The following is a 22,432-nucleotide window of genomic DNA, read 5'->3' as shown; positions in this document are numbered from 1 at the left end:
CAAGTCGAGTGTAAACTAGAAAAAGGGAAAAACCACTAAAAAGAGGACTGAAAAATGACCAACCCGATACTCATTCACGCTGAACAGGCAAAAGGAAAAGCATTTGGAGACCCACGCTTAGTAAAAAGGGGGCGGAATTGTAGGTCGCAATGTTACGGAAGCAATCGGTAAACATCCGTCAAATGAGCAAAAACCGTGCCGAGCAAGTAGGTTACTACCGCTTTTTGGAGAATGACAAGGTGACAGTATCAGAGCTAATACAAAGCTTATCAGAGCATTGTGAGCAGCAAGTAGAAGGCTTACACGTATTAGCAGTAAATGATACGAGTGAAATTAACTTGGAGGCACACAGAGGACGACTGAAGACAGAAGGGCAGGGAGTAGTGGGAAATAACCGAGACATAGGCTTTTTTCTGCATCCGACGCTAGTACTAAATGGCGAAAATGGCTTTCCCTTGGGAATAAGTTCGGTGCAATTGTGGAATCGTGAAGAATCGCGCCCCAGTAAGGAGGAAAGAAACTACCAGAAACTACCAATAGAGGAAAAGGAATCCAACAAATGGCTAGTAGTCCAGTAGTCCAAGGCGTAAGTTTGGGTGCTATAAAATTTAAGCAGCCAAAACCTTCCCCCGATACGTCCATCGAAAGGGCTTCGCCATAGTCATTGGTGTCAACTTAAGCCAAAATGCCTACTCACAAAAGATTAGCCTAAAAGCAGGCGGAAGTAAGAGTAGGCTGAAAAAAAGGTTAGTATATAAAAAAGTGAGCAAAAAACAAATGGCAAGACAACATCCTCGGAGAAAAGGAAACCCAGACTTACGTCGTAAGACAAATCAGCCAGGGGTAGAAATCCCTGAAATAACAAAAGAGTTGTTTGAATTACTAGAACCCACAATGTTTACACCATTAAAATATTTACAGGGAACTCATGAGAAAATGATGAGAGATAGGGTGCTAAATTTACCAGTAATGGTGGCATTAGTGTTAAGTATAGTGTATCGTCAAATAGCGGGTATAAGTGAAGCGGTAAGACTGTTAGAGGAAGAGGGATTGCTATGGGTAGCATCATTAAAAGTAAGCAAACAGGCAGTATCAAAAAGAATGATGAATGTGCCAGCCGAAATATTTGCAATATTACTAAAAGGAGTGTTAGAAAAAGCAGCCGAAAAAGGGAAGAAGCTCCAAGTAGGAGAAAAATGGGAAAAAATAAGAGAAAAGTTTAGTGCAGTGTGGATAGCAGATGGCTAAACGCTAGAGCAGATAAGGAAAAATATGAAAATAAGTAAAGAAGAAAAGAGTAAATTGGGGGGTAAAATAATGATGGTAGTGGAAGCCTTTACCCAAAGACCCGTTACTTTATGGTACACAGAAAATGATAAATCAAATGATAAAATATGGTGTGAAGAATTGGCAGCTAAATTACCAGAAAATGGTTTAATTCTCGTAGATATGGGATTTTTTAGCTTTGTGTGGTTTGATTTGTTAACAGAAGCTAAAAAGTTTTTTCTAACCAGATTTAGAGCGGGTACATCTTACAAAACCAAACAAGTATTGTCTCAAGGTAGTCATTACAGAGATGAGATTATCATTATGGGAAATTACCGTTCTAATCCTTGCAAGCATCCGGTGAGATTAGTCTCAGTATTATGGGGAACAATCTGGTATCAGTATTTAACAAATGTGTTGTCTCCCGAACAACTGTCCGCCGAAGAGGTCTGTGATTTATATCGAAGACGATGGACAATCGAAGAAGCCTTTTTATTAACGAAAAGACTTTTAGGACTAGCCTATTTATGGGTAGGGAATAAGAATGGTGTCCAAATCCAGATTATTTGCACTTTGATTTTCTATACGGTCTTAAATCAATTGGTAGGGGAAGTGGCGATTGCTCTAAATCAACCGAAAGAAAAAATCTCAGTAGAGATGGTGTTTCGGAGTCTATACTATGTAGCGAAGGCTATTGCTAGAGGAGAAAAGCCTGATACAGTAACCTATCTGGCTGAACGTGCTAAGTTATTTGGTTTGGTCAAAGCTGAGAGAAAGCGACATCGAGAAAAGGCCGCTCTCAATCAACAAATTTGGGAACCCATTCCTTTAAGTTGACACGGATGCGCCATAGTGCGGTTAAAATAGTCGATGAATTCAAGAATTTGCGTTCTTAGATCATCTTGACTGAGAAAATTTCCTCGTTTCAGTAACTTACGCATTAAAATACCAAACCAAATCTCAATTTGATTGAGCCATGAACAATGCTTCGGTGTGAAGTGAAAAACAATTCGATGATTGGGGTCACTGAGAAAAGTTGCTCTACTCGCCATTGATTGAAGGATGCCACTCTTGCCCTTCTCTCCTAATTCAAGATTAAGTCCCTCAAATTCTGCTACATAGCGAACCAAAGATTCTGACTGATGGGTATTTAGGCAATCCATGCTCAAGTGCCATTTTGCTACATCAGGGCTGGTGGCAATGGTTTTTTGGATATGGCTTAAATAGGGCTTGCTGAAAAAAGCTGAAACCTTTACGGAGAAAAATAGTAGGCGAATTAAGAACCGCTAGAATGCACGAAAATAGGGTAGAATGCCTCAAAACCATTGCATTAAGAAGAGAGAAAGCAGATGTACCGAAAGCAACAGTACTCAATTGAAACACCAGAAAACTTGAAAAATCTGTTCGGCGGGCAGTTAGACGAAGAAAATCGTTGGATAGAAATGTCAAAAATGATTCTTTGGGAAGAATATGAGGAAGAATATGCAAAAAACTTCACAGAAAAAAAAGGAGCCCCAGCCAAATCATTTAGAATGGCATTAGGAGCATTAATTATCAAAGAAATTTCAGGAAAAAGTGACAGAGAAACAGTAGAACAAATAAAAGAGAACCCTTATTTACAGTACTTTATAGGAATGGAAAGCTATAGTAGCAAAGAAGCATTTAATGCGTCAATGATGGTTCATTTTCGTAAAAAAATAGGAATGGAATTAATAAATAAAATTAATAAAGAAATAGAAAAAAAAGCGACGGGTGTAGCGTCAGAAAAAAAAGAAAATGAAGGAAAGTTATTGTTAGATGCGACTTGTACACCAGCAGATATAAAATATCCAACGGATATAGGAATATTGAATGATGCCAGAGAAAAAACAGAAAAAATAATAGATAAGCTGTATGAAGAAATAAAAGAGAAAAGGAAAGAAAAGCCGAGGACTTATAGGGAAGTGGCAAGAAAAGAGTACTTAGCCATAGCAAAAAAACGTCGTGTGTCAAAAAAAGAAAGAAGAAAAGGAACAAAAAAACAACTAGGATATATAAAAAGAAACTTGTCTGATATAGAAAAAATGATAGAAGAGGGAGCAAAGTTAGAAAAACTAACGAAAAAAGAGCAAGAAGAGCTTGTAACGATAGGAAAAGTGTATGAGCAACAGTTAGAAATGTATGAAAAAAAGACAAATAAAGTAGAAAACAGAATTGTGAGTGTAAGCCAACCTCACGTGCGTCCAATAGTGCGTGGAAAAGCGGGAAAAGCAGTAGAGTTTGGAGCTAAAATATCGGCAAGTAATGTGAATGGCTTTGTCTTCTTAGACAAATTAAGTTGGGATAATTACAACGAATCGGGAGATTTACAAGCGCGAATAGAAGAATATAAAGGGTGTGACCTTTAGTTGATGAAGGAAAAGAAAAGTGTTAACATGAGATGAAAAGTGACAAAGAGGAAACAATGATGACAGCAAAACTAATTAATGTAGAGGGTTCAAAGATAAAAATAGAACTAACATTAGAACTCAGTCGTTCAATGTTGGATACAGAAATAAATATTCAAAAAGGCTTAAACGAAGTAGGTTGCATCGCCAGCAAAGAAGCCTTGAAATATTTAGATACAGATGGTTCACCCTTAAAAATCGGTGAAGAAATCTGGAAGAGTAAGGGAGAGCAACCGAAAGAATATCAAACACCTTATGGTGAGGTTATAGTGAATCGTCATGTATATCAGCGTTCACCTTTGAGGAAAAACGTATTGCCCCTTAGAAAGAGAAGCAAGGATAATCATAACATCAACGCCATTATTGGCAAAACAGGTATCCTCAAAAATGTCAGGGATGGCAGGCAAAGAGGTGAAAAATGATTTATTAGAAAATCATGGTAGAAAAGTAGCGCTATCCTATATCCAAAGATTGAGTGAAGCAGTAGGAAGTGTGGTACAGGCAAAAGAAGAAGCGTGGAGTTATGCCCCGCCCAAGGAGGATAGCCAAATTGCAACAGTGGGAATAGGATTAGATGGAACCTGTATGCTGATGTGTGAGGATGGCTACCGTGAAGCAATGGTGGGAACCGTTTCCCTATACGATAGTGAGGGAGAACGTCAACAGACAATCTATCTAGGTGCGGCACCAGAGTACGGAAAAAAGAGTTTTCTAGAAAGATTGGAAAGAGAAATTGAGCGAGCGAAAAACCGTTATCCAGAGGCAAAATTTGTCGGTATAGCAGATGGTGCAGAATCAAATTGGAAGTTTTTAGAAAAGCAGACGGAAGAACAGATATTAGATTTCTATCATGCCTCTGGTTACTTAGGTGCCTTGGCAGAAGCGTTGCATCCGAATACAGTGTCAAAACAAAAAGAATGGTTGACTGAAAATTGTCGAGAACTCAAGCATGAAAAAGGAAAAGCAGGAGAACTGCTAAATCTGATGAAAGAAGTCAAAGAAGAAAAAAGTCATTCTAAGAATCTTACCGAGAAACTACAAGCGGCGATTACTTATTACGAGAATCATCAGCATCAAATGGATTATGCTGAATACTTAGAGAAAAAGTATCCGATTGGTTCAGGTGTTACGGAAGCAGCTTGTAAGACGTTGGTCAAACAACGATTATGTTGTTCAGGAATGCGATGGAAGGAAAAAGGAGCAGGAATTATTTTGAGCCTACGAGCTTTGGTATTGACCAAGGAACGATGGAGTCAATTTTGGGCAAAACTTGATCAATATGGGTTCCCTGTAGAACCCTGATTACAACAGCTTTTATCAACTAAAGGTCGCACCCAATATAAAAGGGAAACAGGATGTTATCCGGAATCGGTTCATGTGGATAAAATCTATCGAACAAAAGCGAATCGAGCTTATTGTAAAGAAAGGGATATAAGAATGAGTGGTCCCCGATTGGGAAGACCGCCGAAAGAGGTGAGCAAAGAAAAAAAGAAAGAGGCACGCTCAGATGAAAGAGTGCGTAATGCCATTGAGGGTAAATTCGGACAGGGAAAGAGGAAATTTAGTCTTGGTCGAGTGATGGCCAAACTACCTGAGACCTCGGAAACGGTAATTGCGATGAACTTTTTGGTAATGAATCTTTCTACTCTACTTCAGAAGACAAAAAGTAAAAAGTTGTAGAGTCGTTTTTCTTGTGAAAAATGGTGTTAATTTTCCTCTCTTTTGTGAGGAGTGATTTGTGTTGACCTTTTTAGACAGAAAGGAACAATAGATTAAACAAAATCTGTATTTTGATTTGTTTCCATAAGGATAAGTTATCTATGCTTTTTCAGTCCATACTTCCCTAACCCACATTTCTTTCGTTTTTTGACTTTTTCAGCAAGCCCTAAATAGTCTGCCTCTGTGCGAGTATTTCCGACTGTAGAGCAGATTACTTGACCCTTGGCCACATCAAAACTGGCTATTAACGTTTGAGTGCCGTGACGAATATATTCAAATTCTCGACCTTGAATCTTCCCCTGAGACATCGGACGGCCTGGTGCTTTCCGCTCTAATGATTGAATTCCCGTCATCTCGTCTAGACAAATAGTCTTTTCTCCCTTTTCCTCTCCTAAAATTGCACTCTCATAGACTTGACAGATATCACTCACTTTTTCTTCAAAATTTGGGTCAGGGGGGGGATTCAGCCAGTATCCTGACTGATGAGGTTTAATATCTGCTTCTTCCAGTGGGTGCGACCTTTAGTTGATAAAAGCTGTTGTAATCAGGGTTCTACAGGGAACCCATATTGATCAAGTTTTGCCCAAAATTGACTCCATCGTTCCTTGGTCAATACCAAAGCTCGTAGGCTCAAAATAATTCCTGCTCCTTTTTCCTTCCATCGCATTCCTGAACAACATAATCGTTGTTTGACCAACGTCTTACAAGCTGCTTCCGTAACACCTGAACCAATCGGATACTTTTTCTCTAAGTATTCAGCATAATCCATTTGATGCTGATGATTCTCGTAATAAGTAATCGCCGCTTGTAGTTTCTCGGTAAGATTCTTAGAATGACTTTTTTCTTCTTTGACTTCTTTCATCAGATTTAGCAGTTCTCCTGCTTTTCCTTTTTCATGCTTGAGTTCTCGACAATTTTCAGTCAACCATTCTTTTTGTTTTGACACTGTATTCGGATGCAACGCTTCTGCCAAGGCACCTAAGTAACCAGAGGCATGATAGAAATCTAATATCTGTTCTTCCGTTTGCTTTTCTAAAAACTTCCAATTTGATTCTGCCCCGTCTGCTATCCCGACCAATGTTGCCTCTGGATAACGTTTTTTCGCTCGCTCAATTTCTCTTTCTAATCTTTCTAATCTTTCTAGTCGCGCTGACGCTCTAAAGGCCGCCAAATGCGGTGTAAATTTGGCGGTAAAGAAGCAAATATTGACAAGCCTCCTGCCGAGTGGCTACGGACTATGGAGGCTCTATGTCGGTTCCTACGTTGGTCTCCACCAGAGCGTATTGTCCTGATTATCGCAGATTCCTGAATGAGTTTTCCAACCGACATATCGGGGGAAGTACAGAGCTTGGCGACTACCAGAATAGACTTTTGAAGGTCTAGGACTTCACTACAACACTCCCTTGACTACGAGAAACGAACTACTTAAACAGGTCTCGATCCGCATCAAAGAGACATGGCAAAAGGCTAGAGTTCTTTCAACAGGAGGCTAATAAACTTATTAAGCACCTTTACGGTCTCCTTGTAATACTTGGATTGTTCCCCAACCGACAAAATCTTCATCCCAAGAACCCGATCTCGAAGCTGATGTAGCAGATCACGATCAAGTTGCTTAATACCTGAAAACATATCTAGTTGTTGAGGATTTCCATGATTAGAGAAAGAAGTCTTACCCTCCATGTCCGATAGCTGAAGTCGCAATACTGCCATCTCGTCTTTCAGTTTCTCGTTTTCTTTTTCCAAACTCTCATGTAATACATGGTTTAATGCAAAATGTTCAATCAAATCTGCCCTTGTAATACGCTGTTTGTCGGCTATATTTCCTAGCATTTCCCATGTTGAATCTGTCGCCCGAATGCTTCTGACAGGACGAAGCTCATTAGACTTTTGAATAAATTTACCGTTGTCACCACGAATGCGGGTCATACCGAGTAATACATGAAAGTCAGAGGATTGATTACCGAAAGGATAGCACTATCCATGTATTACTTGATTATTTATTATTTTTCATCTTCAAGATAGAACCGTCCTCGTCTAGCTTGCTCTAAGCGATACCTTGCAAAACTTATTTTTTCAGTAAAGTCAATTGGATTTGGAACATGGTTCGGAGGCAAAACTTGCTTGGCGGCCATTTTTATGGCGTTTATGGGGTGCATCCCGTTTTCTATGTTGTTTGCTGCTGTCTGACAAATCGCAGCATAATCAGCCAAATCAGTAATAGGAAAATAATCACGAAGTAATTCATTTTCACTAACAGGCTTACCTAAAGAAGACTCCAGCCTTTGCCTCATGTCAGAAGCCTTCTCTCCTGTAAGAACAAGATTGACTTCGTTGTGGACTCGTCCAAAGAATATCCCTGTTTCTTTAGAACGTGGGTTGTATTGGTTGGATGCCTCTAAAAACGACTTTACCTGATCTGTCAGTGCTGTCCTGCTAGAATTTTTCAATTTATCGCGCATAGCAATCCTGTCTATATCTGCTTCCATCTGAGCAGGAGTATAGCCAGAACCCAACCAAGAATGAATCCAGTCTTCTACGAACAAAGAAAAATCATCGTTGACCCACATCGTAAAACGAACAGCAAGACGGGGATGTATCCATGTCCCCTGATATTTGCCACCTTGCTTTACCTCTATTAATTCCGTTACAGGAATTCCTGTAACGAGAGAAAGCTTATTGATGGCGGACTGTACCATTTTTGTTTGTAGCCAATTGGACGTATCTTTTCTCTCTCCCGTTATCTCCAGATGTGCCTTACATAGGGCTTGCTGAAAAAAGCTGAAACCTTTACGGAGAAAAATAGTAGGCGAATTAAGAACCGCTAGAATGCACGAAAATAGGGTAGAATGCCTCAAAACCATTGCATTAAGAAGAGAGAAAGCAGATGTACCGAAAGCAACAGTACTCAATTGAAACACCAGAAAACTTGAAAAATCTGTTCGGCGGGCAGTTAGACGAAGAAAATCGTTGGATAGAAATGTCAAAAATGATTCCCTGGGAAGAATATGAGGAAGAATATGCAAAAAACTTCACAGAAAAAAAAGGAGCCCCAGCCAAATCATTTAGAATGGCATTAGGAGCATTAATTATCAAAGAAATTTCAGGAAAAAGTGACAGAGAAACAGTAGAACAAATAAAAGAGAACCCTTATTTACAGTACTTTATAGGAATGGAAAGCTATAGTAGCAAAGAAGCATTTAATGCGTCAATGATGGTTCATTTTCGTAAAAAAATAGGAATGGAATTAATAAATAGGGCTTGCTGAAAAAGTCAAAAAACGAAAGAAATGTGGGTTAGGGAAGTATGGACTGAAAAAGCATAGATAACTTATCCTTATGGAAACAAATCAAAATACAGATTTTGTTTAATCTATTGTTCCTTTCTGTCTAAAAAGGTCAACACAAATCACTCCTCACAAAAGAGAGGAAAATTAACACCATTTTTCACAAGAAAAACGACTCTACAACTTTTTACTTTTTGTCTTCTGAAGTAGAGTAGAAAGATTCATTACCAAAAAGTTCATCGCAATTACCGTTTCCGAGGTCTCAGGTAGTTTGGCCATCACTCGACCAAGACTAAATTTCCTCTTTCCCTGTCCGAATTTACCCTCAATGGCATTACGCACTCTTTCATCTGAGCGTGCCTCTTTCTTTTTTTCTTTGCTCACCTCTTTCGGCGGTCTTCCCAATCGGGGACCACTCATTCTTATATCCCTTTCTTTACAATAAGCTCGATTCGCTTTTGTTCGATAGATTTTATCCACATGAACCGATTCCGGATAACATCCTGTTTCCCTTTTATATTCTTCTATTCGCGCTTGTAAATCTCCCGATTCGTTGTAATTATCCCAACTTAATTTGTCTAAGAAGACAAAGCCATTCACATTACTTGCCGATATTTTAGCTCCAAACTCTACTGCTTTTCCCGCTTTTCCACGCACTATTGGACGCACGTGAGGTTGGCTTACACTCACAATTCTGTTTTCTACTTTATTTGTCTTTTTTTCATACATTTCTAACTGTTGCTCATACACTTTTCCTATCGTTACAAGCTCTTCTTGCTCTTTTTTCGTTAGTTTTTCTAACTTTGCTCCCTCTTCTATCATTTTTTCTATATCAGACAAGTTTCTTTTTATATATCCTAGTTGTTTTTTTGTTCCTTTTCTTCTTTCTTTTTTTGACACACGACGTTTTTTTGCTATGGCTAAGTACTCTTTTCTTGCCACTTCCCTATAAGTCCTCGGCTTTTCTTTCCTTTTCTCTTTTATTTCTTCATACAGCTTATCTATTATTTTTTCTGTTTTTTCTCTGGCATCATTCAATATTCCTATATCCGTTGGATATTTTATATCTGCTGGTGTACAAGTCGCATCTAACAATAACTTTCCTTCATTTTCTTTTTTTTCTGACGCTACACCCGTCGCTTTTTTTTCTATTTCTTTATTAACTGGACAGTGGGAAGTTTATGGATGCCAGATAAGGTAATGACTATGCGACGAAAGTAAGCATATCAGGGCTTGAGGAAGAGGCAAGTTTAGCGGTAAGGAATTTAGGCAAAAGCAGACTGGGTGGACTTTGAGGAAAAATCATTTGGGCTTGATGTTGAAGGGCTAGTTGAGCAATCCGTTCACTAGGGTAGCCATGGGATGGTAATGTCCGAAACCATCGAGGAAAATTAGCCCAAATCCCCTGGGGTAACTCTAAGGCGAGAATTTGAAGTAGCCCTAAAGCAATGGCATTAAGGTTAACAAAACGCTCAAAGGCTTCTACCTTGTTTAAAATCTGAGTCTGAACAGCTTGTGGATAGTCACTGAGGATAAGATTGCTGGGCCAGGTAGGTAAAGTAGGAAGACTCTTAAGCCAAAAACGATAGGCAAAGCTGCCCAAAAGATGGACTAATTGACGAAAAGTGACTTCAATCTTAAATCGGAGACCGTAAGCGGCAATAATCTCAGGTCCAGTCAAACAGAGATCAGTAGAAAGCAGAATCAGTCGTCGTCCGTTAGGCAATTGGGTCAGAACAAACTTGACGAGCTGATGGGGACTATCCCAGTGGAACTCAAAGCACTGATAAGAAACCGTGACTTGTTGACCATAGAGCCAGACTTTAGCTGTCGGAAAGTCCGCCGCCAGAGCGAACAGCTTTTCTAGTTTTATCGAACTCCCCCAAATCCGTGGTCGTCCTCTCCCCGTCAGCGTCGGCACGGAACAAAAGGGGGCATAGGCGACGGTGGAGCAACGCACTCTTGTGATTAGATGCAAGGCGTTCTGGCGAAAACTTTTGAGCACTGGTTCGCAAGCAAAATAAGCATCCAAAATTACATAACTCCCTGCCTCTGCGTAAGTAACACGGGTGTGACCTTTAGTTGATGAAGGAAAAGAAAAGTGTTAACATGGGATGAAAAGTGACAAAGAGGAAACAATGATGACAGCAAAACTAATTAATGTAGAGGGTTCAAAGATAAAAATAGAACTAACATTAGAACTCAGTCGTTCAATGTTGGATACAGAAATAAATATTCAAAAAGGCTTAAACGAAGTAGGTTGCATCGCCAGCAAAGAAGCCTTGAAATATTTAGATACAGATGGTTCACCCTTAAAAATCGGTGAAGAAATCTGGAAGAGTAAGGGAGAGCAACCGAAAGAATATCAAACACCTTATGGTGAGGTTATAGTGAATCGTCATGTATATCAGCGTTCACCTTTGAGGAAAAACGTATTGCCCCTTAGAAAGAGAAGCAAGGATAATCATAACATCAACGCCATTATTGGCAAAACAGGTATCCTCAAAAATGTCAGGGATGGCAGGCAAAGAGGTGAAAAATGATTTATTAGAAAATCATGGTAGAAAAGTAGCGCTATCCTATATCCAAAGATTGAGTGAAGCAGTAGGAAGTGTGGTACAGGCAAAAGAAGAAGCGTGGAGTTATGCCCCGCCCAAGGAGGATAGCCAAATTGCAACAGTGGGAATAGGATTAGATGGAACCTGTATGCTGATGTGTGAGGATGGCTACCGTGAAGCAATGGTGGGAACCGTTTCCCTATACGATAGTGAAGGCGAACGTCAACCTACAATCTATCTAGGTGCGGCACCAGAGTATGGAAAAAAGAGTTTTCTAGAAAGATTAGAAAGAGAAATTGAGCGAGCGAAAAACCGTTATCCAGAGGCAACATTGGTCGGGATAGCAGACGGGGCAGAATCAAATTGGAAGTTTTTAGAAAAGCAAACGGAAGAACAGATATTAGATTTCTATCATGCCTCTGGTTACTTAGGTGCCTTGGCAGAAGCGTTGCATCCGAATACCGTGTCAAAACAAAAAGAATGGTTGACTGAAAATTGTCGAGAACTCAAGCATGAAAAAGGAAAAGCAGGAGAACTGCTAAATCTGATGAAAGAAGTCAAAGAAGAAAAAAGTCATTCTAAGAATCTTACCGAGAAACTACAAGCGGCGATTACTTATTACGAGAATCATCAGCATCAAATGGATTATGCTGAATACTTAGAGAAAAAGTATCCGATTGGTTCAGGTGTTACGGAAGCAGCTTGTAAGACGTTGGTCAAACAACGATTATGTTGTTCAGGGATGCGATGGAAGGAAAAAGGAGCAGGAATTATTTTGAGCCTACGAGCTTTGGTATTGACCAAGGAACGATGGAGTCAATTTTGGGCAAAACTTGATCAATATGGGTTCCCTGTAGAACCCTGATTACAACAGCTTTTATCAACTAAAGGTCGCACCCAGTAACACAAAGGTCAGCCATTTTTGTCACCAGGCTCGTCTTCACCTTTTTTTTGCCTTTTCCCTCCCCCTTCTCGGTTGCTTTGGACTTGATGCCATCGTCTAGCCGCAACACTAAGGGCAAGGCAAAGCAGGCTTTCCCTACTCCCACCAAAATACTCAAGGCATTGAAGTAATGACCCCTTATCCACTCTGGCTTGGACACATCTTCCGATTCTTGGTGTAGTCGTTTTACACCTGGCATCTTGCGTCCTTCTTTCCCCACTTTGATGCCATCACCCACATACACCCGTTTCCCTTTAATTCTGTATAGACTTTCATGCTGACTTAGCCACTTTGACCATTGTAAAGTTAGTCCTTCGACCCTAAACGCCTTGGAATCAAACCAATGTAGAGCCTGATTGTAGTAGCTCTCTGTTCAGCCAATGGCATTGACATAGCTAGTTATTGCGCTGGGTTGGCTGTTGAGCACTACTCCCCAGACGGGTGTGACCTTTAGTTGATGAAGGAAAAGACAAGTGTTAACATGAGATGAAAAGTGACAAAGAGGAAACAATGATGACAGCAAAACTAATTAATGTAGAGGGTTCAAAGATAAAAATAGAACTAACATTAGAACTCAGTCGTTCAATGTTGGATACAGAAATAAATATTCAAAAAGGCTTAAACGAAGTAGGTTGCATCGCCAGCAAAGAAGCCTTGAAATATTTAGATACAGATGGTTCACCCTTAAAAATCGGTGAAGAAATCTGGAAGAGTAAGGGAGAGCAACCGAAAGAATATCAAACACCTTATGGTGAGGTTATAGTGAATCGTCATGTATATCAGCGTTCACCTTTGAGGAAAAACGTATTGCCCCTTAGAAAGAGAAGCAAGGATAATCATAACATCAACGCCATTATTGGCAAAACAGGTATCCTCAAAAATGTCAGGGATGGCAGGCAAAGAGGCGAAAAATGATTTATTAGAAAATCATGGTAGAAAAGTAGCGCTATCCTATATCCAAAGATTGAGTGAAGCAGTAGGAAGTGTGGTACAGGCAAAAGAAGAAGCGTGGAGTTATGCCCCGCCCAAGGAGGATAGCCAAATTGCAACAGTGGGAATAGGATTAGATGGAACCTGTATGCTGATGTGTGAGGATGGCTACCGTGAAGCAATGGTGGGAACCGTTTCCCTATACGATAGTGAAGGCGAACGTCAACATACAATCTATCTAGGTGCGGCACCAGAGTATGGAAAAAAGAGTTTTCTAGAAAGATTAGAAAGAGAAATTGAGCGAGCGAAAAAACGTTATCCAGAGGCAACATTGGTCGGGATAGCAGACGGGGCAGAATCAAATTGGAAGTTTTTAGAAAAGCAAACGGAAGAACAGATATTAGATTTCTATCATGCCTCTGGTTACTTAGGTGCCTTGGCAGAAGCGTTGCATCCGAATACCGTGTCAAAACAAAAAGAATGGTTGACTGAAAATTGTCGAGAACTCAAGCATGAAAAAGGAAAAGCAGGAGAACTGCTAAATCTGATGAAAGAAGTCAAAGAAGAAAAAAGTCATTCTAAGAATCTTACCGAGAAACTACAAGCGGCGATTACTTATTACGAGAATCATCAGCATCAAATGGATTATGCTGAATACTTAGAGAAAAAGTATCCGATTGGTTCAGGTGTTACGGAAGCAGCTTGTAAGACGTTGGTCAAACAACGATTATGTTGTTCAGGGATGCGATGGAAGGAAAAAGGAGCAGGAATTATTTTGAGCCTACGAGCTTTGGTATTGACGAAGGAACGATGGAGTCAATTTTGGGCAAAACTTGATCAATATGGGTTCCCTGTAGAACCCTGATTACAACAGCTTTTATCAACTAAAGGTCGCACCCCCCCAGACTAACAGGATAAACCATTGGAACGTTGCTTCTCGGCTAAAGGCTGGACGGAGATTCTCTAGGATTTGCTCTAGTCGCTGACATAGTTGCATAATTGATAGATAGCACTGGCTATCGATTTTCTTATATCAGCCAGTTTCGGACATAACGGCACTCTTTTGTATCGGATGTCCGATTTTCTTTTCTCCACTTACACGCCTCGAGAACTTCCCACTGTCCAGTTTATTAATTTTATTTATTTATTTATTCCATTCCTATTTTTTTACGAAAATGAACCATCATTGACGCATTAAATGCTTCTTTGCTACTATAGCTTTCCATTCCTATAAAGTACTGTAAATAAGGGTTCTCTTTTATTTGTTCTACTGTTTCTCTGTCACTTTTTCCTGAAATTTCTTTGATAATTAATGCTCCTAATGCCATTCTAAATGATTTGGCTGGGGCTCCTTTTTTTTCTGTGAAGTTTTTTGCATATTCTTCCTCATATTCTTCCCAGGGAATCATTTTTGACATTTCTATCCAACGATTTTCTTCGTCTAACTGCCCGCCGAACAGATTTTTCAAGTTTTCTGGTGTTTCAATTGAGTACTGTTGCTTTCGGTACATCTGCTTTCTCTCTTCTTAATGCAATGGTTTTGAGGCATTCTACCCTATTTTCGTGCATTCTAGCGGTTCTTAATTCGCCTACTATTTTTCTCCGTAAAGGTTTCAGCTTTTTTCAGCAAGCCCTAATTAATGCTCCTAATGCCATTCTAAATGATTTGGCTGGGGCTCCTTTTTTTTCTGTGAAGTTTTTTGCATATTCTTCCTCATATTCTTCCCAGGGAATCATTTTTGACATTTCTATCCAACGATTTTCTTCGTCTAACTGCCCGCCGAACAGATTTTTCAAGTTTTCTGGTGTTTCAATTGAGTACTGTTGCTTTCGGTACATCTGCTTTCTCTCTTCTTAATGCAATGGTTTTGAGGCATTCTACCCTATTTTCGTGCATTCTAGCGGTTCTTAATTCGCCTACTATTTTTCTCCGTAAAGGTTTCAGCTTTTTTCAGCAAGCCCTAAATAAAATTAATAAAGAAATAGAAAAAAAAGCGACGGGTGTAGCGTCAGAAAAAAAAGAAAATGAAGGAAAGTTATTGTTAGATGCGACTTGTACACCAGCAGATATAAAATATCCAACGGATATAGGAATATTGAATGATGCCAGAGAAAAAACAGAAAAAATAATAGATAAGCTGTATGAAGAAATAAAAGAGAAAAGGAAAGAAAAGCCGAGGACTTATAGGGAAGTGGCAAGAAAAGAGTACTTAGCCATAGCAAAAAAACGTCGTGTGTCAAAAAAAGAAAGAAGAAAAGGAACAAAAAAACAACTAGGATATATAAAAAGAAACTTGTCTCATATAGAAAAAATGATAGAAGAGGGAGCAAAGTTAGAAAAACTAACGAAAAAAGAGCAAGAAGAGCTTGTAACGATAGGAAAAGTGTATGAGCAACAGTTAGAAATGTATGAAAAAAAGACAAATAAAGTAGAAAACAGAATTGTGAGTGTAAGCCAACCTCACGTGCGTCCAATAGTGCGTGGAAAAGCGGGAAAAGCAGTAGAGTTTGGAGCTAAAATATCGGCAAGTAATGTGAATGGCTTTGTCTTCTTAGACAAATTAAGTTGGGATAATTACAACGAATCGGGAGATTTACAAGCGCGAATAGAAGAATATAAAAGGGAAACAGGATGTTATCCGGAATCGGTTCATGTGGATAAAATCTATCGAACAAAAGCGAATCGAGCTTATTGTAAAGAAAGGGATATAAGAATGAGTGGTCCCCGATTGGGAAGACCGCCGAAAGAGGTGAGCAAAGAAAAAAAGAAAGAGGCACGCTCAGATGAAAGAGTGCGTAATGCCATTGAGGGTAAATTCGGACAGGGAAAGAGGAAATTTAGTCTTGGTCGAGTGATGGCCAAACTACCTGAGACCTCGGAAACGGTAATTGCGATGAACTTTTTGGTAATGAATCTTTCTACTCTACTTCAGAAGACAAAAAGTAAAAAGTTGTAGAGTCGTTTTTCTTGTGAAAAATGGTGTTAATTTTCCTCTCTTTTGTGAGGAGTGATTTGTGTTGACCTTTTTAGACAGAAAGGAACAATAGATTAAACAAAATCTGTATTTTGATTTGTTTCCATAAGGATAAGTTATCTATGCTTTTTCAGTCCATACTTCCCTAACCCACATTTCTTTCGTTTTTTGACTTTTTCAGCAAGCCCTACATATCTGGGTTGCATTGACATATCCATCTGTTTCTCGCTGATATATGGCAATTCCCTCAATTTTGCGCTCTATAGTCTTAATTCTAGTGTTCATACTCTAAATTCCTTTGATTAACTGGTCTTTATAAGCTTCAGAGATAATTCTTTCCGTTAATTTATCTGGCTTAATCTCATAACCCAAAAATAGTAGATCACTGAGAAATATACAGGACTTGCCATTCTTTGTGAAAACTGACACCCCTGACAAATCAATGATTTTTGTCTCTGTAACACAATCATAGTCGCTTGCGTCTAATCGCCTAGCGAACTCCAAAATATCATTAGCGAGTGAATCGGGAACCCTGATAACTCTTGTTTTCCCGTGATTCCACTTAAACTTTCCTCCTGCGCCAACACGCTTACCACCTCTAGGCATTTTCTTTCTCCTATATTGACTATGTTACACCATCATTATCATAAGTAATGGAAAATGTCATGTAATACATGGTAAAGTATAGCAAAAATTATCCATGAAATACATGGATAAAGCCAGTGTTATACTCTGAACGGGTTAGAACTTAACTTTTTCAAAATGGCTAAAAGCCTTATTAGCAATGGATTTTAGTCCTTTTTTATAAGTCCATTTTTTAGCCGTTTAGAGTATAGAAAGAGTCATGTTTTAGTGGTGTTAGGTGGTGTCGTCATATCCCTTTTCGGGAATCTTACAGACAATCCCTATCGCGGTCGCCGTAACCATGACATATTTTTTGATTTTCCTATTCCATCGAAAATAGAGAGACGGGCCTTCAGTCTCTTCCGTTGATTCCTCATCATGGCCAATTAAATCCTCTGGCTCCTCTTCTAATTCTCTGAAATAGTCCCGAAGAACACCGCCAACCCCGACTGCTCTTGTACCATGTACCTGTTTAACATACTCCAAAAACCAATCACAATCAGCCACAAGGTCACTTTCCTTGCACTGGTACTTTAAGATTTCCGCAATCAACCCCACTGGTGAACTTTCAGCCTGAACAGCTTTTACGTCCAGAATTGGAGAATAATCAACTCGAAGGCATTGCTTCCATAAAGCGATCCAATCAGTCTTGGATAGATAATCTTCCTTGTAATAGCTATCCTTCAACAGGATTAGACAATGGAGATGAGGATGTGCTGATTGCCCATCGCGTCCCCTTGTAATCTCAACCGACTTTATCCAACCTATCCCAGGGAATGCCTTCAACTGGGTTAACCGTCTAAAAGACTGATTAAGATGATGCAATGTCTCTCTTAAATCGGTCAACTCACAATTTTTCATGGTCAACGTCAGAAAAATCCAACGCCCATCAGGATAATCAGTAACTACCTTTGGTAGATTCTCGTAGGCTTTTGCCTTCCAACGGAGCGATCGTCTCCACTGACAGATCGGACAATGGCGAACCCGACAGAATTTAGCAGAAGCCAACTTTAACCTCTGTTGACCTGTCTTATTATCGGGAACCAGTTTGAATTCTAGTAATTGAGAGCAAAGGGAAACCCTCTCGGCGTGAGAATCCATTCCCCCTTGCTTGTAATAATTAGAGATGATGTCGGCATTTTTCCGATGCTTATCCCAAGGCTTATCTTTTTCAGAGAGGGATTCTAAGAATGTATATCCATCTTGATGAATAAAAGATACAATGGGAACATTAGATTTTTGACCGATATTGAGTTGGTCAGGCACAAAAACTCCGAGTATTTGGTTGGCGTAAGATACCTTCTAGGATACTGGAGTTTTTTGCTATTTGAGATTAATTATTTTGAAGTGCAGGGGATACGGGCAAAACCTCGATCAACGTTATCCCTTAATGATTTTAATGATTTGATTAGATTAGAAAGAGAAATTGAGCGAGCGAAAAACCGTTATCCAGAGGCAACATTGGTCGGGATAGCAGACGGGGCAGAATCAAATTGGAAGTTTTTAGAAAAGCAAACGGAAGAACAGATATTAGATTTCTATCATGCCTCTGGTTACTTAGGTGCCTTGGCAGAAGCGTTGCATCCTAATACAGTGTCAAAACAAAAAGAATGGTTGACTGAAAATTGTCGAGAACTCAAGCATGAAAAAGGAAAAGCAGGAGAACTGCTAAATCTGATGAAAGAAGTCAAAGAAGAAAAAAGTCATTCTAAGAATCTTACCGAGAAACTACAAGCGGCGATTACTTATTACGAGAATCATCAGCATCAAATGGATTATGCTGAATACTTAGAGAAAAAGTATCCGATTGGTTCAGGTGTTACGGAAGCAGCTTGTAAGACGTTGGTCAAACAACGATTATGTTGTTCAGGGATGCGATGGAAGGAAAAAGGAGCAGGAATTATTTTGAGCCTACGAGCTTTGGTATTGACCAAGGAACGATGGAGTCAATTTTGGGCAAAACTTGATCAATATGGGTTCCCTGTAGAACCCTGATTACAACAGCTTTTATCAACTAAAGGTCGCACCCATGTAAAGGAAGTAAGTGTGGATATGTGGGAGGGATTTACGTCAGCAATAAAGGAGTTATTTGTAAATGCTAAAATCGTCTATGATAGATTTCATGTAATGAAAAATATAAATGAAGAATTAAATAAATTGAGAAAGAAAATGAATATCCATAAAAAGGGTTTAACATACCTATTATGGAAAAATAAAGAAGAGTTAAAAGAAGAAAAAAGAGAAGAGTTAGAAGAGATATTGAAAATGTATCCTTGTTTAGGAATAGCGTATGAAATGAAGGAAGAGATTAGAGATATTTATGAGCATTCAAGAACGACAAATGGTGCAAGGAGAAAATTTGAAAAATGGATGAGAACAGCGAGCCTATTCTATAAAAAAAGTGTGGGTATGCTGAAAACTCATTTGACAGGTATATGCAATTATTTTGAAAACCATACAACTAATGGATTAACGGAAGGGATGAATACAAAAATTAAATTAATAAAAAGGAAAAGTTATGGATTTGCTAATTTTGAGCATCTACGGCTTAAATTGTTAGCTTGCTTTAACTCGTAACATAACATTACACACAGACAAGGGGAGAGCCATACTTTTTACTGTTCGTATCCGACCTGTGGTTTCCTCGGTACTTGTTTTGACAAAAAAATACCTATTTCTGGGTTGACATACTGAATCATTAAGTCTCTGACAGTCTCCTCTATTTCTCCCAAATTATTAAATGTTTTAACTTGAGATTGTTGATAGAGACATTCTCCCAACTCTTGACATAACTCTTGAATCCTTTTTTCATTTTCTGATAACACTGATAACATGAGATTGTTCCTCAATTGGGATAGATTTTGGAAAGTGGGTCTCGACTATTATACTCTCATTTCTTTTTTTGATAAAGTTCGATAAAGTTCAAAGTCTTATTTTTCTGCCCATAAGTATTAATACTTATTGCATAAGTGAGATGCTCCCCCCTCATCTGCCAGAAGCACTATTTTTGCCCTTAAGGCAATTTGCTGCTCTGTTGTATGACGATTTATCAGTTTTTCTAGATGTTCTCGTTTTTTTGCTTCCAACTTTAACTCTTTGGGGGCTAATCGGGGCATGACTTTTTCTCCTATATACCTATATTTATCTTTTTATCGGTTGCCTAATAATAGTATCTTAACTTACGCCTTAGACTACTAGTATCAGCAGCCAAGAGCCAGAACTATTTAGGGCTTGCTGAAAAAGTCAAAAAACGAAAGAAATGTGGGTTAGGGAAGTATGGACTGAAAAAGCATAGATAACTTATCCTTATGGAAACAAATCAAAATACAGATTTTGTTTAATCTATTGTTCCTTTCTGTCTAAAAAGGTCAACACAAATCACTCCTCACAAAAGAGAGGAAAATTAACACCATTTTTCACAAGAAAAACGACTCTACAACTTTTTACTTTTTGTCTTCTGAAGTAGAGTAGAAAGATTCATTACCAAAAAGTTCATCGCAATTACCGTTTCCGAGGTCTCAGGTAGTTTGGCCATCACTCGACCAAGACTAAATTTCCTCTTTCCCTGTCCGAATTTACCCTCAATGGCATTACGCACTCTTTCATCTGAGCGTGCCTCTTTCTTTTTTTCTTTGCTCACCTCTTTCGGCGGTCTTCCCAATCGGGGACCACTCATTCTTATATCCCTTTCTTTACAATAAGCTCGATTCGCTTTTGTTCGATAGATTTTATCCACATGAACCGATTCCGGATAACATCCTGTTTCCCTTTTATATTCTTCTATTCGCGCTTGTAAATCTCCCGATTCGTTGTAATTATCCCAACTTAATTTGTCTAAGAAGACAAAGCCATTCACATTACTTGCCGATATTTTAGCTCCAAACTCTACTGCTTTTCCCGCTTTTCCACGCACTATTGGACGCACGTGAGGTTGGCTTACACTCACAATTCTGTTTTCTACTTTATTTGTCTTTTTTTCATACATTTCTAACTGTTGCTCATACACTTTTCCTATCGTTACAAGCTCTTCTTGCTCTTTTTTCGTTAGTTTTTCTAACTTTGCTCCCTCTTCTATCATTTTTTCTATATGAGACAAGTTTCTTTTTATATATCCTAGTTGTTTTTTTGTTCCTTTTCTTCTTTCTTTTTTTGACACACGACGTTTTTTTGCTATGGCTAAGTACTCTTTTCTTGCCACTTCCCTATAAGTCCTCGGCTTTTCTTTCCTTTTCTCTTTTATTTCTTCATACAGCTTATCTATTATTTTTTCTGTTTTTTCTCTGGCATCATTCAATATTCCTATATCCGTTGGATATTTTATATCTGCTGGTGTACAAGTCGCATCCTGACTTTTCCCGTTAAGTCCAAAATCCAGCAATGCAAACTTCTAGAGGCTTTATCTGGCAAGGGTTTGAGTAATGATTCTCTTGACAGGAAAAAAATATTCTGAAGCCATCATCCCGCTTATCGTTCAAATTTCAAAAACAAAGGATGAAGGGAGTATGAGACTGTAAAATGGAGAAAATCTTAAAGGGCAGGTCAAAAAATGTTGGAATGGTGGACAAAAAACTTTGCCAGTTGTGAATTGGGAGACGAGAGGCTAAACAATCGTGCCTTCTCGATTGGGAAAAAGTTAAGTGAGGGGTTTGGAAAAGCCTTATCAGAAGTGTTTAAGGGAGGAAACGAGTTAAAGAGGGCCTATGAATTTTTGGGAATCCGAAAACAGACTTTGTCAAGATAATAGAGCCGCACTGTGAAATGACAACTGCCGCCGTAGAAGAATATAAGATAATGCTATCAGTCGGAGATACGACCTTCTTAGATTATCGCAATATCAAGGAAAAAAGGGAAGGGTATGGGCCGACTGGAAAAGGAGGGAATGGATTAATACTGCATAGTGCTTTAGCAATTGAGCCAGAAAAAGGACAAGTATTAGGTTTATTATGGCAAAAACTGTGGAATAGGGAGGTAAAAGAAAAGCCCCCAACAGATGAAACGGCGAAGCAGAAAAAAGAAAGACAGAAAGAACAAAGAAAAGCAGCTCGTCAAAGACCATTTGAGGAAAAAGAATCCTACAAATGGGTAGAGGCTCTAAACACCTGTGAGAAACAGGTAGAAAGTTCAACGAGGGTAATTCATGTATTTGACAGAGAAGGAGATGTTTCAGAAGTCTTTGACTCAGTGCGTCAACTCAAGCATACAGGAGTGCTGGTCAGAGCGTCTCATAATCGTAGTTTAGACAAAAATAGTGAACGACTTTGGCAACATTTGGAATCAGAACCGATTCGTTTTCATCAAGAAATCGAGATTCCGAGTACAGGAAAAAGAAAAGCACGGAAGGTTAAGCTTGCCGTCCGATTTTGCTCAGTTAATCTACGAACTCCCTATCGTTTTGATAATCGTGACCCGTTGAATGTCTATGCTGTTTATGCGACAGAAATCGATTGTCCCGAAGGCGAAACTCCTTTATCTTGGATGCTTCTGACTACAGAAGTTGTTGAGACTATTGAGATGGCTGTCACTATTCTTCGTTGGTACACCTACCGATGGCGGGTTGAAGAATTTCATAAAGTCCTTAAGTCTGGTTGTCAGAGTGAGCGTTATCGACTTGCCTCTGATGGAATGAAAACTCTTTTGGGTTTTTTAAGTGTCATTGCTGTTGAACTTTTACACGTTACTTAGGGCTTGCTGAAAAAGTCAAAAAACGA

The 22,432-nt window shown here is 39.1% G+C and carries 11 protein-coding genes and 17 pseudogenes; 13 read left to right on the top strand and 15 right to left on the bottom strand.

Features of this window, described 5'->3' with window-relative positions:
- The first annotated feature begins 149 nt into the window (after window positions 1–149).
- Both KA717_25785 and KA717_25780 read left to right on the top strand, forming a co-directional pair.
- Window positions 150–566: pseudogene (locus KA717_25785) on the top strand (IS4 family transposase).
- A 211-nt stretch (window positions 567–777) separates the two neighbouring features.
- Window positions 778–2,103: pseudogene (locus KA717_25780) on the top strand (IS4 family transposase).
- 89 nt (window positions 2,104–2,192) lie between these two features.
- Here the strand turns inward: KA717_25780 and KA717_25775 are convergent.
- Window positions 2,193–2,468, bottom strand: a pseudogene (locus KA717_25775) (transposase).
- A gap of 147 nt (window positions 2,469–2,615) precedes the next feature.
- Here KA717_25775 and KA717_25770 point away from each other — a divergent pair.
- The 3 pseudogenes from KA717_25770 to KA717_25760 all read left to right on the top strand — a co-directional run bounded on the left by KA717_25770 (window position 2,616) and on the right by KA717_25760 (window position 5,372).
- A pseudogene (locus KA717_25770) lies at window positions 2,616–3,638 on the top strand (IS5 family transposase).
- A gap of 74 nt (window positions 3,639–3,712) precedes the next feature.
- Window positions 3,713–4,994, top strand: a pseudogene (locus KA717_25765) (ISKra4 family transposase).
- Window positions 4,995–5,042: 48 nt separating this feature from the next.
- A pseudogene (locus tag KA717_25760) lies at window positions 5,043–5,372 on the top strand (transposase).
- A gap of 134 nt (window positions 5,373–5,506) precedes the next feature.
- On the opposite strand, the gene KA717_25755 reads toward KA717_25760, so the two are convergent.
- The 4 genes from KA717_25755 to KA717_25740 all read right to left on the bottom strand — a co-directional run bounded on the left by KA717_25755 (window position 5,507) and on the right by KA717_25740 (window position 8,272).
- Window positions 5,507–5,842, bottom strand: a complete 336-nt coding sequence (locus tag KA717_25755; protein ID UXE59264.1) for a hypothetical protein — start codon at window positions 5,840–5,842, stop codon at window positions 5,507–5,509.
- Window positions 5,843–5,955: 113 nt separating this feature from the next.
- Window positions 5,956–6,582, bottom strand: coding sequence for a hypothetical protein (locus tag KA717_25750; protein ID UXE59263.1), 627 nt, complete (start codon window positions 6,580–6,582; stop codon window positions 5,956–5,958).
- 296 nt (window positions 6,583–6,878) lie between these two features.
- Complete coding sequence (locus tag KA717_25745; protein ID UXE59262.1) at window positions 6,879–7,337, bottom strand: hypothetical protein; 459 nt, start codon at window positions 7,335–7,337, stop codon at window positions 6,879–6,881.
- Between the two features lie 74 nt (window positions 7,338–7,411).
- On the bottom strand, window positions 7,412–8,272 hold the full coding sequence (locus KA717_25740) for a KilA-N domain-containing protein (protein ID UXE64781.1): 861 nt from the start codon (window positions 8,270–8,272) through the stop codon (window positions 7,412–7,414).
- A 23-nt stretch (window positions 8,273–8,295) separates the two neighbouring features.
- On the opposite strand from KA717_25740, the pseudogene KA717_25735 reads away from it, so the two are divergent.
- Window positions 8,296–8,667, top strand: a pseudogene (locus tag KA717_25735) (transposase).
- Between the two features lie 225 nt (window positions 8,668–8,892).
- Here the strand turns inward: KA717_25735 and KA717_25730 are convergent.
- Together KA717_25730 and KA717_25725 are read right to left on the bottom strand one after the other, a co-directional pair.
- Window positions 8,893–9,852 (bottom strand): annotated as a pseudogene (locus KA717_25730) (IS5 family transposase).
- A 46-nt stretch (window positions 9,853–9,898) separates the two neighbouring features.
- Complete coding sequence (locus tag KA717_25725; GenBank protein ID UXE59261.1) at window positions 9,899–10,726, bottom strand: hypothetical protein; 828 nt, start codon at window positions 10,724–10,726, stop codon at window positions 9,899–9,901.
- Window positions 10,727–10,835: 109 nt separating this feature from the next.
- On the opposite strand from KA717_25725, the pseudogene KA717_25720 reads away from it, so the two are divergent.
- Window positions 10,836–12,117, top strand: a pseudogene (locus tag KA717_25720) (ISKra4 family transposase).
- Window positions 12,118–12,136: 19 nt separating this feature from the next.
- On the opposite strand, the gene KA717_25715 reads toward KA717_25720, so the two are convergent.
- Complete coding sequence (locus KA717_25715) at window positions 12,137–12,439, bottom strand: hypothetical protein (GenBank protein ID UXE59260.1); 303 nt, start codon at window positions 12,437–12,439, stop codon at window positions 12,137–12,139.
- A 269-nt stretch (window positions 12,440–12,708) separates the two neighbouring features.
- Between KA717_25715 and KA717_25710 the strand changes: the two are divergent.
- Window positions 12,709–13,990 (top strand): annotated as a pseudogene (locus KA717_25710) (ISKra4 family transposase).
- 286 nt (window positions 13,991–14,276) lie between these two features.
- On the opposite strand, the pseudogene KA717_25705 reads toward KA717_25710, so the two are convergent.
- A pseudogene (locus tag KA717_25705) lies at window positions 14,277–14,636 on the bottom strand (transposase).
- Window positions 14,637–14,760: 124 nt separating this feature from the next.
- Window positions 14,761–14,964 (bottom strand): annotated as a pseudogene (locus KA717_25700) (IS5/IS1182 family transposase).
- A 161-nt stretch (window positions 14,965–15,125) separates the two neighbouring features.
- On the opposite strand from KA717_25700, the pseudogene KA717_25695 reads away from it, so the two are divergent.
- Window positions 15,126–16,061: pseudogene (locus KA717_25695) on the top strand (IS5 family transposase).
- 327 nt (window positions 16,062–16,388) lie between these two features.
- On the opposite strand, the gene KA717_25690 reads toward KA717_25695, so the two are convergent.
- Both KA717_25690 and KA717_25685 read right to left on the bottom strand, forming a co-directional pair.
- A complete protein-coding gene (locus KA717_25690) occupies window positions 16,389–16,706 on the bottom strand; it encodes a hypothetical protein (protein UXE59259.1) in 318 nt (105 codons plus the stop codon).
- 252 nt (window positions 16,707–16,958) lie between these two features.
- Window positions 16,959–17,990, bottom strand: a complete 1,032-nt coding sequence (locus tag KA717_25685) for a protein rep (protein UXE59258.1) — start codon at window positions 17,988–17,990, stop codon at window positions 16,959–16,961.
- Between the two features lie 81 nt (window positions 17,991–18,071).
- Between KA717_25685 and KA717_25680 the strand changes: the two genes are divergently transcribed.
- Window positions 18,072–18,719, top strand: a complete 648-nt coding sequence (locus tag KA717_25680) for a hypothetical protein (protein UXE59257.1) — start codon at window positions 18,072–18,074, stop codon at window positions 18,717–18,719.
- A gap of 36 nt (window positions 18,720–18,755) precedes the next feature.
- Window positions 18,756–19,301 (top strand): annotated as a pseudogene (locus tag KA717_25675) (transposase).
- A gap of 15 nt (window positions 19,302–19,316) precedes the next feature.
- On the opposite strand, the pseudogene KA717_25670 reads toward KA717_25675, so the two are convergent.
- The 3 genes and pseudogenes from KA717_25670 to KA717_25660 all read right to left on the bottom strand — a co-directional run bounded on the left by KA717_25670 (window position 19,317) and on the right by KA717_25660 (window position 21,069).
- Window positions 19,317–19,549 (bottom strand): annotated as a pseudogene (locus KA717_25670) (ISKra4 family transposase).
- A gap of 126 nt (window positions 19,550–19,675) precedes the next feature.
- Window positions 19,676–19,840 carry a hypothetical protein gene (locus KA717_25665; GenBank protein ID UXE59256.1) on the bottom strand — a complete coding sequence of 55 codons (165 nt, stop codon included), beginning with the start codon at window positions 19,838–19,840 and terminating at the stop codon, window positions 19,676–19,678.
- A 317-nt stretch (window positions 19,841–20,157) separates the two neighbouring features.
- A pseudogene (locus KA717_25660) lies at window positions 20,158–21,069 on the bottom strand (IS5 family transposase).
- 201 nt (window positions 21,070–21,270) lie between these two features.
- On the opposite strand from KA717_25660, the gene KA717_25655 reads away from it, so the two are divergent.
- Together KA717_25655 and KA717_25650 are read left to right on the top strand one after the other, a co-directional pair.
- Window positions 21,271–21,465 (top strand): transposase, encoded by a 195-nt coding sequence (locus KA717_25655; protein ID UXE59255.1) that lies wholly within the window; start codon window positions 21,271–21,273, stop codon window positions 21,463–21,465.
- Between the two features lie 17 nt (window positions 21,466–21,482).
- A pseudogene (locus tag KA717_25650) lies at window positions 21,483–22,403 on the top strand (IS4 family transposase).
- Window positions 22,404–22,432 lie beyond the last annotated feature (29 nt).

The organism is Woronichinia naegeliana WA131, assembly GCA_025370055.1.
GTDB classification, from domain to species: Bacteria; Cyanobacteriota; Cyanobacteriia; order Cyanobacteriales; family Microcystaceae; genus Woronichinia; species Woronichinia naegeliana.
The sequence above is the reverse complement of the archived record's forward strand: the minus strand, read 5'-3'. Positions and strand labels throughout refer to the sequence as shown.

Coding starts and splice junctions, on each gene's coding strand:
- KA717_25745 (UXE59262.1), bottom strand. CDS start 7,337: ATGACCCGCATTCGTGGTGACAACGGTAAATTTATTCAAAAGTCTAAT.
- KA717_25655 (UXE59255.1), top strand. CDS start 21,271: ATGTTGGAATGGTGGACAAAAAACTTTGCCAGTTGTGAATTGGGAGAC.
- KA717_25665 (UXE59256.1), bottom strand. CDS start 19,840: ATGCCCCGATTAGCCCCCAAAGAGTTAAAGTTGGAAGCAAAAAAACGA.
- KA717_25690 (UXE59259.1), bottom strand. CDS start 16,706: ATGCCTAGAGGTGGTAAGCGTGTTGGCGCAGGAGGAAAGTTTAAGTGG.
- KA717_25740 (UXE64781.1), bottom strand. CDS start 8,272: ATGGTTTTGAGGCATTCTACCCTATTTTCGTGCATTCTAGCGGTTCTT.